At 62.4% G+C, this 15,340-nt stretch carries 15 protein-coding genes; 11 read left to right on the forward strand and 4 right to left on the reverse strand.

Going from position 1 to position 15,340, the window contains the following annotated elements; translation table 11 throughout:
• Positions 1-132 precede the first annotated feature (132 nt).
• Entirely contained in the window at positions 133-1,320 is a 1,188-nt protein-coding gene (locus K3165_RS06045) for an LL-diaminopimelate aminotransferase (RefSeq protein ID WP_221547868.1), read from the reverse strand.
• Between the two features lie 134 nt (positions 1,321-1,454).
• Here K3165_RS06045 and K3165_RS06050 point away from each other — a divergent pair, with 134 nt between their 5' ends.
• The 8 genes from K3165_RS06050 (at position 1,455) to K3165_RS06085 (ending at position 8,589) form a co-directional block, all read left to right on the forward strand.
• The gene (locus tag K3165_RS06050; RefSeq protein ID WP_221547869.1) at positions 1,455-3,335 is read left to right on the forward strand and encodes a PHA/PHB synthase family protein; all 1,881 of its coding nucleotides are present in this window, start codon (positions 1,455-1,457) and stop codon (positions 3,333-3,335) included.
• A gap of 122 nt (positions 3,336-3,457) precedes the next feature.
• Positions 3,458-4,282 carry a phasin family protein gene (locus K3165_RS06055; protein WP_221547870.1) on the forward strand — a complete coding sequence of 275 codons (825 nt, stop codon included), beginning with the start codon at positions 3,458-3,460 and terminating at the stop codon, positions 4,280-4,282.
• 223 nt (positions 4,283-4,505) lie between these two features.
• Positions 4,506-4,868, forward strand: coding sequence for an ATP-dependent Clp protease adapter ClpS (gene clpS, locus K3165_RS06060; protein WP_221547871.1), 363 nt, complete (start codon positions 4,506-4,508; stop codon positions 4,866-4,868).
• A 4-nt stretch (positions 4,869-4,872) separates the two neighbouring features.
• Positions 4,873-5,379 carry a DUF427 domain-containing protein gene (locus K3165_RS06065; RefSeq protein WP_345720727.1) on the forward strand — a complete coding sequence of 169 codons (507 nt, stop codon included), beginning with the start codon at positions 4,873-4,875 and terminating at the stop codon, positions 5,377-5,379.
• Between the two features lie 68 nt (positions 5,380-5,447).
• Positions 5,448-6,668, forward strand: coding sequence for an LptF/LptG family permease (locus tag K3165_RS06070; protein ID WP_221547872.1), 1,221 nt, complete (start codon positions 5,448-5,450; stop codon positions 6,666-6,668).
• Positions 6,668-7,765, forward strand: a complete 1,098-nt coding sequence (lptG, locus tag K3165_RS06075) for an LPS export ABC transporter permease LptG (protein WP_221547873.1) — start codon at positions 6,668-6,670, stop codon at positions 7,763-7,765. Before K3165_RS06070 ends, lptG begins: the two co-directional genes overlap by 1 nt.
• Positions 7,762-8,280 carry a GNAT family N-acetyltransferase gene (locus K3165_RS06080; protein WP_221547874.1) on the forward strand — a complete coding sequence of 173 codons (519 nt, stop codon included), beginning with the start codon at positions 7,762-7,764 and terminating at the stop codon, positions 8,278-8,280. Before lptG ends, K3165_RS06080 begins: the two co-directional genes overlap by 4 nt.
• A 69-nt stretch (positions 8,281-8,349) precedes the next feature.
• Positions 8,350-8,589, forward strand: a complete 240-nt coding sequence (locus K3165_RS06085) for a hypothetical protein (protein WP_221547875.1) — start codon at positions 8,350-8,352, stop codon at positions 8,587-8,589.
• A gap of 94 nt (positions 8,590-8,683) precedes the next feature.
• On the opposite strand, the gene K3165_RS06090 is transcribed toward K3165_RS06085, so the two are convergent.
• Positions 8,684-9,775, reverse strand: a complete 1,092-nt coding sequence (locus K3165_RS06090; protein ID WP_221547876.1) for a fatty acid desaturase family protein — start codon at positions 9,773-9,775, stop codon at positions 8,684-8,686.
• 159 nt (positions 9,776-9,934) lie between these two features.
• Between K3165_RS06090 and K3165_RS06095 the strand changes: the two genes are divergently transcribed.
• Both K3165_RS06095 and K3165_RS06100 read left to right on the forward strand, forming a co-directional pair.
• Positions 9,935-11,092 carry a GNAT family protein gene (locus K3165_RS06095; RefSeq protein WP_221547877.1) on the forward strand — a complete coding sequence of 386 codons (1,158 nt, stop codon included), beginning with the start codon at positions 9,935-9,937 and terminating at the stop codon, positions 11,090-11,092.
• Between the two features lie 139 nt (positions 11,093-11,231).
• On the forward strand, positions 11,232-11,669 hold the full coding sequence (locus tag K3165_RS06100; protein ID WP_221547878.1) for a response regulator: 438 nt from the start codon (positions 11,232-11,234) through the stop codon (positions 11,667-11,669).
• A 238-nt stretch (positions 11,670-11,907) separates the two neighbouring features.
• Here the strand turns inward: K3165_RS06100 and K3165_RS06105 are convergent, their stop codons facing one another.
• On the reverse strand, positions 11,908-12,654 hold the full coding sequence (locus K3165_RS06105) for a Crp/Fnr family transcriptional regulator (RefSeq protein ID WP_221547879.1): 747 nt from the start codon (positions 12,652-12,654) through the stop codon (positions 11,908-11,910).
• Positions 12,655-12,808: 154 nt separating this feature from the next.
• Here K3165_RS06105 and K3165_RS06110 point away from each other — a divergent pair, with 154 nt between their 5' ends.
• Positions 12,809-13,600 (forward strand): response regulator, encoded by a 792-nt coding sequence (locus K3165_RS06110; protein WP_221547880.1) that lies wholly within the window; start codon positions 12,809-12,811, stop codon positions 13,598-13,600.
• A gap of 110 nt (positions 13,601-13,710) precedes the next feature.
• On the opposite strand, the gene K3165_RS06115 is transcribed toward K3165_RS06110, so the two are convergent.
• A complete protein-coding gene (locus K3165_RS06115; RefSeq protein ID WP_247713896.1) occupies positions 13,711-15,300 on the reverse strand; it encodes a CHASE domain-containing protein in 1,590 nt (529 codons plus the stop codon).
• Positions 15,301-15,340 lie beyond the last annotated feature (40 nt).

Consider the following 15,340-nt stretch of genomic DNA (forward strand, 5'->3'; position numbering starts at 1 on the left):
TCCCACCGCCCCGGAGGGCTGGGGGATACGGAGAGCCATGAATATTCGGCGAGCGACATAAGGAACTCCTATGCCCACCCGTCGCCAAACCAATGGCTGACTTTGGATTTTTCCGTAATTCCGGTTGATTACCTATGCCTTGGAATGTTCGGCGAGGAACTTCTTGATGTTGCGCGCAGCCTGCCGGATGCGCTGCTCGTTCTCGACCATGGCAATTCGGACATAGCCTTCGCCCTCCTCGCCGAAGCCAACGCCGGCAGCGACTGCCACTTCGGCATGCTGTAGCAGTTGCTTGGAAAACTCGAGGCTGCCCATGTGTTCGAAACCGGGGGGCAGCTTGGCCCAGGTGAACATGCTCGCTGGCGGGTTGGGAATTGCCCAGCCTGCGCGAGTGAAGCTTTCGACCATGACATCGCGGCGGTGCTGATAACGCGCACGGTTCTGCTCGACGACCTCCTGCGGTCCGTTAAGAGCGGCACAGGCGGCGGCCTGCACGGGCGTGAAGGCGCCGTAGTCGAGATAGCTCTTCACCCGCGTCAGCGCGGCGATCAGCTTCTTGTTGCCGACGCAAAAACCGATCCGCCATCCGGCCATGGAGAAGGTCTTGGACATGGAGGTGAACTCGACCGCCACGTCCTTCGCCCCCGGTACCTCGAGGATCGAGCGCGTGGGCTTGCCGTCGTAATAGAGCTCCGAATAGGCGAGGTCGGACAGCACCCAGACCTCGTTCCGCTTGGCCCATGCGACCAGCCGCTCGTAAAAGTCGAGGTCGACGGTCTCTGCCGTCGGGTTGCTGGGATAGTTGCAGACCAGCACCGTCGGGCGCGGCACGGTGTAGGCCATCGCGTTGTCGAGCGCCTTCCAATAGTGCTCGTCAGGCGTGGTCGGCACACTGCGGATGGTCGCCCCCGCAATCATGAAACCATAGGTGTGGATCGGATAGGCCGGGCTCGGCGCGAGGATGACATCTCCCGGCGCGCTGATCGCGGTCGCCATCGAGGACAGGCCCTCTTTCGAACCCATGGTGACCACGACTTCGCTTTCGGGATCGAGCTCGACCCCGAAGCGGCGCTGGTAGTAATTCGCCTGTGCGCGGCGCAGTCCGGGAATGCCCTTCGACTGCGAATAGCCATGCGCATCGGGCTTGGAGGCCACTTCGCACAGCTTGTCGATCACGTGCTGCGGCGGGGGCTGGTCCGGATTGCCCATGCCGAGGTCGATAATGTCGCGCCCCGCCTGCCGCGCCGCATGCCGCATCGCGTTGACTTCGGCGATGACATAGGGAGGCATACGTTTGATGCGGTAAAATTCGTCGGACATTTAGGCTCTTCCGGGCGTTGATCTGTCACACTGATTACCTATTCACGCAGCATGCGCAAACGCCATTGATGCAGCGCGGCGCGGAATATTCTAAGTGCGGGACAAACAGCGCTTGCCCCCGCTAAGGAGCGATGATGACCGAAACGCCCGATCCGTTCACCAATCTCTACGAACACCCGGCAAAGCTGGCGCGGGCGATGTTCGCTCCGCTGACGGGGGCGATCGACCCTTCGCTGATGATGGGCGACACGCCGATGAAGCCCGTAGATGCGCAGGCCTGGGCGGAAACCGGCGCGAAGCTGCAGGCGCTCTGGGCTCAGTACCAGGCCGAGCAGATGAGCAATCCTCAGGCGCTGGTCCCCTATTTCGATCCGGCGCGCTGGATGGCCCTGGCGACCGACTGGTACAAGCAGATGCCCATCGCGCAGCCCGAACAGCAAAAGGCGCTGTGGGACGAAGGCATGGAGCTTTGGAACGCAGTGCTCGGCCAATACGGCCTCGGCCCGAAGGCGGGCGAGAACGCTGGCGGCGATGTCGAACTGCCCCGCAAGGACCGCCGCTTTGCCGACGAGAAGTGGCGCGCGCATCCCGCCTTCGCGCTGATCCACCAGACCTACCTGTTCCTTGCCGAGCGGGTCGAGCAGATGGCCGACACGATGGAGGGGCTGAACCCGCAGCAGCGCGAACAGCTCAAGTTCACCACAAAGGCGATTACCGAGGCGGCCAGCCCGGCGAACTTCCCGCTTACCAATCCCGTCGTCATGGAGCGCACGCTCGAGACCAAGGGGCAGAACCTCGTCAAGGGAATGGAGCACCTGCTCTCCGACATGCGCCGCGGGCAGCTCAGCCATACCGATGCCAGCGCCTTCACGCTGGGCGAAAATATCGCGACGACGCCGGGCAAGGTCGTCCACGAGACCCCGCTCTACCAGCTGATCCAGTACAGCCCGACCACCGACAAGGTCATGGCGACCCCGCTCGTCATCTTCCCGCCGTGGATCAACCGCTTCTACATCCTCGATCTGAACGAGAAGAAGAGCTTCGTGAAATGGGCTGTCGACCAGGGTGTGACCGTCTTCATGGTCAGCTGGAAGTCGGCCGATGCGAGCATGAAGGATGTGATCTGGGACGATTACGTCCGCGCGCAGATCGACGCGATTGACCACATCCGCGAGCGGCTGGGCGTGCCGAGCGTCCACGCCATCGGTTACTGCGTAGCGGGCACGACGCTCGCCGCAACGATTGCCCTGCTCCATCGGCGGGGCGAGGAAGGCAAGGTCAAGAGCGCAACCTTCTTCACCGCGCAGGTCGATTTCGAAAAGGCGGGCGAACTGCTCAACTTCATCGACGATGGCCAGCTCGGCACGATCAAGGCGCTCAGCCCCGACGGGTACCTCGACGGGCGTTACATGGCCGCGACCTTCAACCTGCTGCGCGGCACGGACCTGATCTGGAACTACGTGGTCAACAACTACCTGCTTGGCGAAGACTACCCCGCCTTCGACCTGCTGCACTGGAACGGTGACGTCACCAACCTGCCCGCCAAGTGGCACCAGCAGTACCTGCGCGACCTCTACCGCGACAACCGCCTGGTCGAGGCCGATGCGCTCAGCGTCGACGGCACGCCGATCGATCTGGGGCAGGTCAAGACGCCGACCTATGTCCAGGCGGGCAAGGAAGACCATATCGCGCCCGCCGAAAGCGTCTGGCGCATCAAGGAACACTTCACTGGCCCGATCAAGTTCGTATTGGCAGGCTCAGGCCATATCGCTGGCGTGGTCAACCCGCCATCATCGGGCAAGTACCAGTACTGGACCAATGACGGCGAGCCGCGCAATCTCGCCGAATTCCGCGAAGGGGCGGAAGAACATCCCGGTAGCTGGTGGCCCGACTGGATCGACTGGCTGCGCACGCAGGATGGCGAAACCGTGGCTGCCACCGGCAAGCGCAAACCGGGCTCGAAAGGCGATAAAGTGATCGAGGACGCGCCCGGACGCTACGTCGCCACGCGCTGATTTCCGGCCTAACCTGCTGAAAACACGCCTCGTCGCGGTTTATTGTGCAGTGCACAAAAAATCCTTGACTTCGCACCTGCAGTGCCTATTTTGTGCAGTGCAACAAATGCGAGGTTACTGACATGGCTGAAAGCCAGACCAAAATCGATGCTGCTGCCGAAAAGGCTTACGCCGAGGCTGCCGAAAAGAAGACCGCCGAGGTTAGCGCCAAGGCTGTCGAGAAGGCTGTCGAAGCTGACGCGACTGCGCCGGTGAAGACCGACAAGGTCGCTGAAGCCGTTGCCGCCAAGCCGAAGAAGGCTCCGGTCAAGAAGGCTGCACCGAAGAAGGCCAAGAAGGTCGCTGCGAAGAAGGCTCCGGCCAAGAAAGCAGCTGCCAAGAAGGCCGCTCCGAAGAAGGTCGCCGCCAAGAAGGCTGCACCGGCCAAGAAGCCGGTCGCCAAGAAGGCTGCTGCCAAGACCTCTGTTACCCCGATTACGAAATTGAAGGACACCATCATGGCTACCGCAAAGAACGCTAAGACCACCGACTACACCGCCAAGGCGAAGGAAATGGCTGCCGACGTCCAGACCCGCGCCAAGGCTGCTTACGACAAGAGTGCAGAAATGACCCAGGACGTCGTCGAATTCCAGAAGGGCAACCTCGAAGCTCTCGTCGAGAGCGGCAAGATCCTTGCTGGCGGCATGCAGGACATGGGCCGCACCTATGTCGAAGAAGCCAAGTCGGCTGCCGAAACCGTCCAGGGCGACGTCAAGAAGATGGCTGCCGTGAAGTCGCCGACCGAGCTGTTCCAGCTGCAGGGCGAAATCGCACGTCGCAACTTCGACGCCATGGTTTCGACCACCTCGAAGAACACCGAAGCCATGCTCAAGCTCGCCAACGAAGCTTTCGCTCCGCTCTCGAGCCGCATGAGCCTGGCCGCTGAGAAGGTCCGCAAGGCCGCCTAAGCGCGAAACACAATACCAGCTTCAACCCGCCGGGCATCTCTCTCCTCTCTCCCTTTGCCCGGTGGTTGAAAACGGCGGGTCGGATGGCACTTCGGTGTTGTCCGGCCCGTTTGCTTTTGCAGGCACGAAAGCGGCGAATTGACGTTTTCTTGACCCGTCTCCTCCAAATTCGGACAGGACACCGCTTGCGATTTTCGATCCGGATACGATATTGGCGCCTTCGATGACCCAGCCGCATCAATTCATGACCATCCGCGCCGCAGGCGACGATGATGATTCGCGCGACGGCGAAGGCCAGACCGGTCTCGCCACCAAGACGCGCGCCAAGCCGAAGAAGCCCAGCCAGTACAAGGTGCTGCTGCTGAACGACGATTACACTCCGATGGAATTCGTGGTGATCGTGCTGAAGCGCTTCTTCCGCATGGACATGGAAGAAGCGACGCGCGTCATGCTTCACGTCCACCAGAAGGGCGTCGGCGTCTGCGGCATCTTCCCGTATGAAGTGGCCGAGACCAAGGTGAACCAGGTCATGGATTTCGCCCGCGAGAACCAGCACCCGCTCCAGTGCACGCTGGAAAAGGCCTGAGGCGATAGCCTTTTTCGGCCATCCTGAACCCGATCCGGTCCGTGAAGGGCAGGAAAGCGTCTGGGACTATCCCCGCCCCGCTATCCAAGAAAAGACAGGCCGGCATATCGTGATCCGCCATCAGGGCGTGACGCTTGCCGATACGCGGAGCGCTTACCGCACGCTCGAAACCAGCCATCCGCCGACCTACTACCTGCCGCCGCGGGACGTCGCGACCCAGCATCTTGCGCCCAATCCGCGCCGTTCGCTGTGCGAATGGAAAGGACAGGCGCGCTATTGGGATGCCGTTGTCGACGGCGAAAAGCTCGAGGCTGTGTGCTGGAGCTATCAGGACCCGACCAGCGGCTTCCTGCCGATCGCGGGCTTTTTCGCTTTCTACCCCGAACCTTTCGATCAATGCCTCGTCGATGGCGAACAGGTCATCCCGCAGCCGGGCGGCTTCTACGGCGGCTGGATCACCAGCCGCGAGGCGGGCCCCTTCAAGGGCATCCCCGGAAGCCGTTTCTGGTAGGGCATGACGTGCGCAGATTTTCGCGCTAGGGCCTCAGCCACAGACGCGACCCAATAGCCGGAACCCGAGTGCTCAATTTCCTCCCCGCAATCGACCGCTACATCTTCCGGCTGGTGATCGTCCCCATGCTGGGGGTCTTCGCGCTGGCGGCCTCGCTGCTGGTGCTCGACAAGATGCTGCGCCTGCTCGACTTCGTCGCGGTGGAAGGCGGACCGATCGGCGTCGTCTTCAAAATGCTCGCCACGCTGCTGCCCGAATATGCGAGCCTTGCGATCCCGCTCGGCCTGCTGCTCGGCATTCTGCTAGCCTTCCGCAAGCTGGCGACCACCAGCGAACTCGATGTCTTCCGCGCCGTCGGCCTGTCCTATGGCCGCCTGCTGCGCGTACCCTTTGCCATCACCGCCGTGCTGATGACGGTCAATGTCGCGCTGGTTTTCTTCATCCAGCCGGTCAGCCGCTTCACCTACGAACGGCTCGAATACGAACTGCGCTCGGGCGCGCTGGGCGCCTCGATCAAGGTGGGCGAGTTCACCACGCTGGCCGACCGCATGGCCTTGCGTATCGAGGAGAGCGAGAACGAGGGCCGCCAGCTCAAGGGCATTTTCGCCCGCGTCGCAAATGACAAGGGACAGGTCCTTTCTATCAGCGCCAAGGAAGGCGCTTTCCTCGCCACGACCGACGATCCCGACACGATCATCCTGCGCCTGACCGAAGGCACCATCGTGCAGGACACCGGAAGCCAGACCCCGCGTGTGCTCACTTTCACGCGGCACGACCTGCCGATCGACCTGCCCGCAATCGAGGAATTCCGCGCCCGCGGAGAGGACGAGCGGGAGTACATCCTGCCCGAGCTGTTACGTATCGGCTGGGCCGACAACCAGACCGAGACCAAGCGCGATGCCTCTCAGGCCAGTTTCAATTTCAGGCTGGTCGAGGTGGTGATGATGGCGCTGATGCCCTTACTCGCCGTCGCGCTCGGCATACCGCCAAAACGAAGTACCAGCGCGCTCGGCGTCTTCCTCTCGATCATCATGGTGGTCGCCTATCACAAGGTGAACCAGTACGGAGAGGATCTGGCCGCGATAGGGATGTTCGATCCCATCCTCGCGCTATGGGTGCCGTTCTTCCTTTTCGCCGCGCTGATCATGTGGATGTATTACCGCGTTGCCTTCGTGCCGGGCGGACAGGCCATCGGCGCGCTCGAAAGCTGGTTCTCCAAGATCGCCAAGCGCATCGGCAAGCTGTTCAAACGCAACCGGCGCGTGGTGGTCGATGAGGAGGCTAGCTGATGCAGCTCGATTTCTTCCCCTCGCGCACGCTGACGCTTTACCTCGCCAAGCTGTTCGTCGTCCGTATCCTCGCCGTGCTCGTCATGCTGGTGCTGGTGCTGATGATGCTCGACCTGCTGTCGAGCAGCGGCAAGATCCTCGCGGTGGAGGGCAACGGACAGGGTGAACTGCTCACCTATGCAGGGCTTCGGATACCGCAATTGATCCAGCGCTTCCTGCCTTATTCGGTGTTGCTTGCGACGCTGATCTCGCTGGTGACGCTCAACCAGAACAGCGAAGTCATCGCGATGAAGGCCGCCGGGCTGTCGGCGCACCAAGTTCTCGCGCCGCTGCTGCTGACCGCGCTGGCCGTGGGTGTCTTCAGCTTCGCGTTCAACGAGAGGGTGGTGACCCGCGCCACGGCCACGCTCAAGGCGTGGGAGGCTGCCGAATACGGCCCGATACCCGAGGAATCCTCGGTCAGGGCCAACGTCTATCTCGCGGAAGGCAGCAATGTCCTGACCGCCGCCCAGCTTTCCGGTAGCGGCGAGACGATCCGCATGCGCGACGTCACCTGGTACCGCCGCAGCCCCGATGGCGCGATCATCGAGCAGATCGATGCCGACACGGCCAGCTTTGCCGGCCCCGGCTGGAGGCTGGAGGGTGTGACGCGCTTCGATGTCGGTTCCGCTTCCACGCAGGAGCAGGACAGCGTCGTCGTGGGCGAGGAACTGACCCCTGACCAGATCGACCTTGCCAAGATCGACCCGGACGCGATCCCATTCTGGGAGCTGGGCGAGCAGATCGATGCCTTCAAAGAAGCCGGCAGGCGCACTGGCGAAATGCGCGCCAAGTGGTGGCACAAGCTGTCCGGACCGCTCTCGTCCTTCCTGATGCCTTTGCTCGGCGCAGTCGCGGCCTTCGGCCTCGCCCGTTCGGGCCAGCTCTTCGTGCGCGCGCTGATCGGCATGGCGCTGGGCTTTGCCTATTTCGTGGTCGACAACGCCGCGCTCGCCATGGGCAATTTCGGTGGCTACCCGCCCTTCCTCGCGGCTTGGGCACCGTTCCTGCTGTTTGCCCTCATCGGCGAGACCGTGCTGATCCGCACAGAGGAATGAGCGATTTCGCCATCCGTCTGGCGCGCGCGGAGGATGCCGATGCCCTCCCCGCGATCGAATTGGCCGCAGGAAAGCTTTTCGAGACTGTCGAAGGTCTGGCGAATGTCGCCGGCATGCATGCCATCCCGGCCGACGAACAGCGCCTCATGATCCGCAAGGGCCACTGCCTGGTGGCGACGAGCGAGGACACCATTATCGGCTTCCTCTCGACCGAGCCTTTCCGCCGCGAACTCCATATCCGCGAATTCTCTGTCCATCCCGATGCGCAGGGCAAGGGGATCGGCAGCGTGCTGCTGCGCGCAATCGCCATCGATGCAAGCAACAGCGGATTTCAGGCCATTACGCTGACGACCTTCAGCGATGTGCCGTGGAACGCGCCATTCTACGCAAGGCACGGCTTCGAGACGATTGCCGACCTTGAGGCCCATCCGCGCCTTGCGGCCGACATAGAGCAGGAAGTCGAACACGGCCTCCCGCGCGAGCGGCGCTGCGCGATGATCAAGTTCCTCGCCTGAACATCTTTACGGGAACCGCCTCAATTTTGGCGCATTGATGACACAATGCTGCCATAAAGGAGATACGGCATGAAGAAGTTTGCAATTCCCGCCCTCGCCGCCGCCATGGCTCTGGCCGCTTGCGGTGAAGCAGAAGCACCCGAAGCCGAAGGCGATACCGTTGTCGTCGAAGAGCCGGCTGCAACCGAAACCGTCATGACCGATCCGGTCGCTACCGATGACGAAGGTTCGAGCGTCACGATCGACGGCGCCGATGTCGATGCGACGATCAGCGAAGACGGTGTACAGGCGGAAATCGACGCCAACTAAGTCACGACTTTCATGGGGTCGCATGACCCGTGATCGAAAGGCCGCTCCCAATCACCGAGGGGGGCGGCCTTTTTCGTGCGCGGTCGAAACTGGCTTAGGCGCGGCGCCCCATGGTGCTGCGTGCGATACGTGCCACCAGCACACCCATGCCCTTGTGGTTCGCACCGTGATAGGTCGAGCTTTCACCCAGTTCCCTGACCAGGCGGCGATGCGCCTCCGGCAGCGAATGGTAGGGCATCGAAGGCATCAGGTGATGCAGCGCATGATAGCGCAGGCCGACCGGGGCCCAGATCTCTGCGATACGGCCCGGCGGAGGCACGTTCACACTGTCGAGGAACTGCGCGGTGACGGTCATCGCCTCGCCCTCGTTCTCCCACAAATGAGCCACGAGCGTGCGCAGCTGGTTGAGCAGTGCCACGGCCGAGGCAACGCCGAGCGCGATCAGCAGCGGCTTCCAGCCGAATACGAACACGCTGCCGATCAGGAGCCAGGCCCAGATCGCACCAGCCGCTTCCTGCAACAGCACGCGCGGCTTCAGGTCGCCTTCGGGAGGACGACGGCGGAATTCGGGATTGATCGCCAGCGCACTCGCCCGCTGCCACGTGAGCTGGCGGATCGGCGGGATGATCGCACCCAGCGGCACCAGAACGGCAAAGCGGAACAGCAGCGCGACCGGCGCAAGGATCGCAATGATCACGAACAGCGGCAGGCTCCACGCATTCATTAGCGCGAGCGGCAGGTATTCGGGGTCTTCGACAGTCCCGTATTGCGTGCGCTTGTGGTGCAGCGTGTGCACCTGCTCGTACATGAATGACGGGGTCAGCATCGGGATGCCGACCAGCGCGTTCCAGGCCGTGCGGAAGCCCGGGAGCGCACCGTTACGGAAATGCGAGATCTCGTGAATGAACAGCAGCGCGCGGTACAGCGAGAGCACCGACACCACGGCCAGCACCACTGCAAGCGCAGTGCTTTCGATCAGGATCGCGCCCGCAAGCGTAGCATAGCCGATCAGCGCCGAAGCGATCATGTCGGTCCAGTAAATCGCGGCGCGATGCTCCGAGATATCCTTCGTCAGGTCGCGTGCTGCACGGAGCATCGCCTTGTCGTCGGCGATCTGCGAATGCCAGCCGCGCTTGTCGCGCTGTTGCGCGAGATCGGCGGCCGGAAGGGTCTGGTCGAGTTTCATGGTCTTTTTCCTGGGGGCGGCCTTAGTGCAAAGGCACGAAAAAGGACAGTGCCCGCTCTCGATCATAGTAATCGAAGCGGCGCGATTCCTTGACAAAGATCAACTGCCATACGCAGGGCTAACCGTGGCTGAACAGAGCGCCAATCAGAGGACCAATGCGTGGCTGACCAGAATATTGTTATCGAAGCTGTCGAAGGCAAGAAGGGGCGCGCCGCCTTCGTCGACCTAGGGCGCGAATTCGCCGCACGCGTGGAGCACACCGTTCCGCAGATCCGCTCCGAACAGCTCGAACTGATCGATCCGGACAAGAACCCCTTTTTCGGCCATGCCAGCGTCCAGCTGTTCCTCGCCAGGCGCGGCGGCAAGCCGGTGGGGCGGATTGCGGCCCATATCGACCATCTCGCGCTCGAACTGCCCAAGGAACAGGGCATGGGTCCGGGAACCGGCATGTTCGGGTACTTCGATGCCGAGGACGAGGTCGTGGCGCAGGCGCTGCTCGCTCAGGCCGAGGAATGGCTCCGCGAGAAGGGTATGACCCGCGTCATCGGCCCGATTTCGCTGTCGATCTGGGAAGAGCCGGGCCTGCTGGTCAAGGGCCACGACCATTCCCCGATGATCATGATGGGTCACGATCCTGCCGAATACCAACCCATGATCGAGGGCGCCGGCTACACGCACGCGAAGAGCCTGCTGACCTACGATCTCGACATCAGCAATCCGTTCCCCCGCATCGTGCAGCGCATCGTCCAGTCTGGCGAACGCAACGAGCGCATTCGCGTGCGCGGTGTCGACAAGTCGCGCTGGGCCGAAGAAATCCGCACGGTCCTAGAAATCCTCAACGATGCGTGGTCGACCAACTGGGGTTTCGTGCCCTTCACCGAAGCCGAGATCGCCTACGCCGCCAAGAAGCTGAAACCGGTCGTGAGGCCCGAACTCAACATGATCGCCGAACTGGACGGTCGCCCCGTGGCCTTCATGGTGGTGCTGCCCGACCTCAACCGCGTGCTGAAGAAAGTTCGCGGGAAGCTGTTCCCGTTCGGCTGGTTCCACCTGCTGCGCGCGCTGCGCAAGCCCACCGGGCTCGACATGCGCGTCCCGCTGATGGGCGTGCTCAAGGAATTCCAGAGCTCGCGTCTCGCCAGCCAGCTGGCCTTCATGATGATCAGCAAGATCCGTGACAATGCGACCGGAATTTACGGGTCGCAGAGGGCCGAAATCGGCTGGATCCTCGATGATAACAAGGGGATGGTCGCCATCGCCGACGCCATCGAAAGCTCGATCAACCGCGAATACGTGATCTACGAAAAACAGCTTTGAACGTGCCCGCCGGCGCATTCGTGGCGCCGCGGCAACACCCGGCTGCACAATCGCATCACACGGGAACCGCAGGGCCCCAAGCGCCGTTCGGGAGTTGGGGAGCCGCGATGGGGCGGCATTCCGATATTCACGGATCACCATGAAGCGCAGCGGCAATAACAAAGCAGCGAAAAAGCTGCCCCCTCACGTCCTCGTGGTGGAAGACGATGCCATCCTTTCGATGACTATCGAGAATGCCCTCGCCGATGCAGGCGTGGGCAAGATCGAACTCTGCGGCAGCACCGAGACCGCGCTCGAGGCGCTGCGCCGCAAGCGTCCCGATGCAATCGTTCTCGATGTCCACCTGTCCGACCGGGACGACGGCTGGGCGATCGCCGAACTCGTGCGCACTCTCGGCCCCGACGGGCCGCGCATCATCTTCTCGACCGGTTCGCCGGAAGACATTCCGGAAGAGATCGCCGCGCTGGGTTGCGTGCTCGAAAAGCCCTATGATTCCGCGGACCTCGTCGAGCTGCTCGGCAGGCCCGAGCGCACCGGTATTTTCTCGCGCCTGCGCGGCGCCCTCACAACCAATTAATCCCTTCGGGGCCTGTGCCGCTCTTCTTGCGGCGGGGCCACCCGCGCACCCGCCAGGCCCGGCATAGTAGCCACGCAAGAAAAAAGGCCTCCGCTCTCTTGGAGCGAAGGCCTTTCGGGATCGTATCACCAGCCGCTTGGACGGGAGGGGGGGTCTCGGCGGTGACATAAGCTAAATGACCCAGCAGGAATGGGGTTCCCCGATCAGATCAATTTTTTTCGCAAAGCTGTTGCGCCCCTCAGATAAACGGGCGTGAACCGCGGCCGCTGCGGTCGAATCCGGAAAAATCCGAAGCCTTTTCAAGGTCCGGCACGCACAGCTCGCGCGCGCTCCATTCGACCAACCCTTCGCGATCGAGCGCGCGGATCGTGCGATTGGTGTGGACGAGCGAGAGGCCCAGCATATCCGCGATCTGCGACTGGGTGACGGGTATCGACAGGGTGTTTCTTTCATCGGCTACTCCCGTCGCAAGCGCACGGTCGAGCAGCCAGGTGGCAAGATAGACGACCCGCTCCTTCGCGCTGCGCTGGCCGAGCGAGACGATGTGCCCCTCGAGCTCGGTCTCCTCTTTCGCAGCCAGCCACGTGAGATCGTAGCCGAGGCGCGGGTGCTCCTTGATCAGCGAGGTGAAATCGCTCCTGGGAAAAACGCACATGCGCGCCGCGATCAGGGCCTCGACCGTGTGACTTGCCGGCTCGTCGAATGCGCCCTGCAGCCCGACGAGGTCACCCGGGAACATGAAGTTCACGATCTGCCGCCTGCCATCTTCCAGCGAGCGGTAGCGGATCAGCACGCCTTCGAGGACCGTATAGAGAGAGCGTGCATGTTCGCCCTCGCACAGGATGGTGTCGCCACGCTCGCAGCGGACCTCGCCGTCCTTGAAGTCGGTCATGTAGGCCCGCTGTTTCTGTTCCAGCGGGCGCAGGCCCCGGCAATCCTGAAGCGGGCAATTCAGGCAATCATAGGGATCGGAAACTTCGTACACCGCAGCACCCCCAAGTGAGGCGAAATCCACTCTTCGCCGGGCCGCTTCGTCGGAGCAAATATGTCTTTTGTCAATTCGCGGTATTCTGCCAGTAACTTACGGAACCTAACTCGCGCACGGGCGTTCTCCACGCGCAAACCACGGAAGGGGTTATATGTCGCTTGGTGACCAGATTGCTAAAAACCTGCCTTACTTGCGCCGCTATGCGCGCGCGCTGACCGGATCGCAGGCAACCGGAGATGCCTTCGTTCGCGCTACCCTCGAGGCAGCGCTCGCGGACGAGCAGCTCAAGTCTTCGCTCGAAGGTGGCCGCGTGCCGCTGTATCGCGCTTTCAACAAAGTATGGGCCAGCGCCTATCTCGATGTGAGCGACGATGGCGAAAGCGGCAGCCACGAGGGTGCCGCCCAGAACCGTTTGAAGTCCATCACTCCGCTCAACCGCCAGGCCCTGTTGCTGACCACGCTGGAAGATTTCAGCGTCGAGCAGGCCGGCGAGATCATGGAGCTCGAGGCCGAGGAAGTCGAACGCCTCGTGCAGGAAGCGGTCGGCGAAATCGACCGCGAAAGCTCGACCAGCGTGCTGATCATCGAAGACGAGCCGCTCATCTCGATGCAGCTCGAAGACCTCGTGACCTCGCTTGGTCATGAAGTCTGCGGTACCGCCGCAACGCGGACGCAGGCGCAGGAAGTCGTCGCCGAGAAGACCCCGGGCCTCGTGCTCGCGGACATCCAGCTTGCCGACGGTTCTTCGGGTCTCGATGCGGTCGACGACATTCTCGCGATAGACAGCGTGCCGGTGATCTTCATCACTGCCTATCCCGAACGCCTGCTTACCGGCGATCGTCCCGAGCCGACCTATCTCGTGACGAAGCCGTTCCAGGAGCAGACCGTACGGGCTGCGATCAGCCAGGCGCTGTTCTTCGGATCGAGCCGTCCGCTCGGCTGAGCCGACGAAAAGTCAAAAGGGGAATGGCCGCCCGGAGACGATCCGGGCGGCCTTTTCTTTCTGCCTCTCGATGTCTTGATGTCGCGGCGGCCCGTCCGGCCCCGCGAGGATCAGTGACCTCTGGTGGAAGGTGAGGAACTGCGCAGTTCGAATTCGCTCGGCTCCCTCACCGGGACGAGCAGCGTGCAGCGCACACCTTCGGGATCGAAGTCGAGTTCGACCGGGTGGCGCAGTTCATGCGCGACGATCTTCTCGATCAGGTCCGTACCGAAACCGCGCTTTTCGGGCTGCGAGACTTCCGGACCGCCGCTCTCGACCCAGCGGATACGCGCAAGCTTGTCGTTCACGAGCGACCAGCGCACCTCGACCTTTCCACCCGTGCAGCTGAGCGCGCCATATTTGGCGGCATTCGTCGCAAGCTCGTGGATCGCAAGGCCGAGCGAAAGGGCGTCGTTCGGCGCCAGTTCGACATCGGGACCACCGGTATCGACCGTGTGATCATCGTCATTGGCATAAGGCGCCAGCTCGACATGGACGACCGACGCAATGGGCGTCGTGCCCCACTCGGAATTGGTCAAAAGATCATGCGTCGCCGAAAGCGCACGGATGCGATTGTCGATACCGGTAGCGAACTCGTCGAGCGACTCCGCGCGGCGGCGCGTCAGCGAGACAATCGAGAGCACATTGGCGAGCGTGTTCTTGACGCGGTGATTGAGCTCCCGCGTGAGCGAATTGCGGATCGAGTTCTGCTCTGCGAACCATTCCAGCGAGCGACTGTCTTCCTGCGCCTGCCGGGTAAGCAGGCGGGCGACAACCAGCAGGAGGCTGGCCACAGCGAGACCGAACAAGAGCGTAATCATGGACAGGGGCGAAAGGACGTCGTCGCTTTGCGATTGCACGACCAGCACCATCGTGCGGTTCGCCAGGTCCACTTCGCGCTCGACCGTTTCGCCCTCTTCCTTCCAGCCATCCAGCTGCGCCATGAGCTGGCGCTCGCTACCGCGAATATCGTAGAGCCGGATACCTGCATCTCCGCCCTGTGTGAGGTCGGACGCCGATGCAACGAACTGGGCCGCATTGAACGGGCTGTAGATAAAGCCCTTCAAGCTGCGTGACGCACCGAAACCATCAAAGACCGGCATATAGATCAGGAAACCGGCATCCGAACCGCCCCCCTCCTGGATCAGTGTGATCCGGCCGGTGGCAGTCGGCCTGACGGTGCGGGTCGCCTCGTCCATCGCTTCGCGCCGGACCTCTTCGGAATACATGTCGAATCCCAGCGCGCGCCGATTCCGCAGCGTGTCGGGCTGGAGATAGAGGATCGGGACGAGTTGCCGGCGCGGTTGCTGTTCGAGCGAGGGCGTGATCTTCGTCAGGCCGACCCGGCCTTCGTTCAAGGATTGCTCGAATTCGGAGACTTGTGAAGTTCCGATGGCCGGGGCCCACCCGATGCCTTCCGCACCTCGATAATCCGCGTCCAGCCGGAGTTCGGAAACGAAGGTACGGAACATCTCGGCCGTGACTTCGTCCTGCGCCCCGAACAGCGCGGCACCGGCGCGGAGGAATGACGAGTTCGAATAGGCGCGTCGCTCGATGGCCGCGGCCATTGTAACCGCCTTGCGGTTAAGTTCGGCAGCATCGCGGACGCGTTCGCCGCGCTCGATCGAAAAGACAGCAAGGACGGTGATCGCCGCGATCAACGCGAAAATAGCAAGCGGCGCGGCTCGCGGATATTCCACG

It is taken from the genome of Qipengyuania xiamenensis (assembly GCF_019711495.1).
GTDB classification, from domain to species: domain Bacteria; phylum Pseudomonadota; class Alphaproteobacteria; order Sphingomonadales; family Sphingomonadaceae; genus Qipengyuania; species Qipengyuania xiamenensis.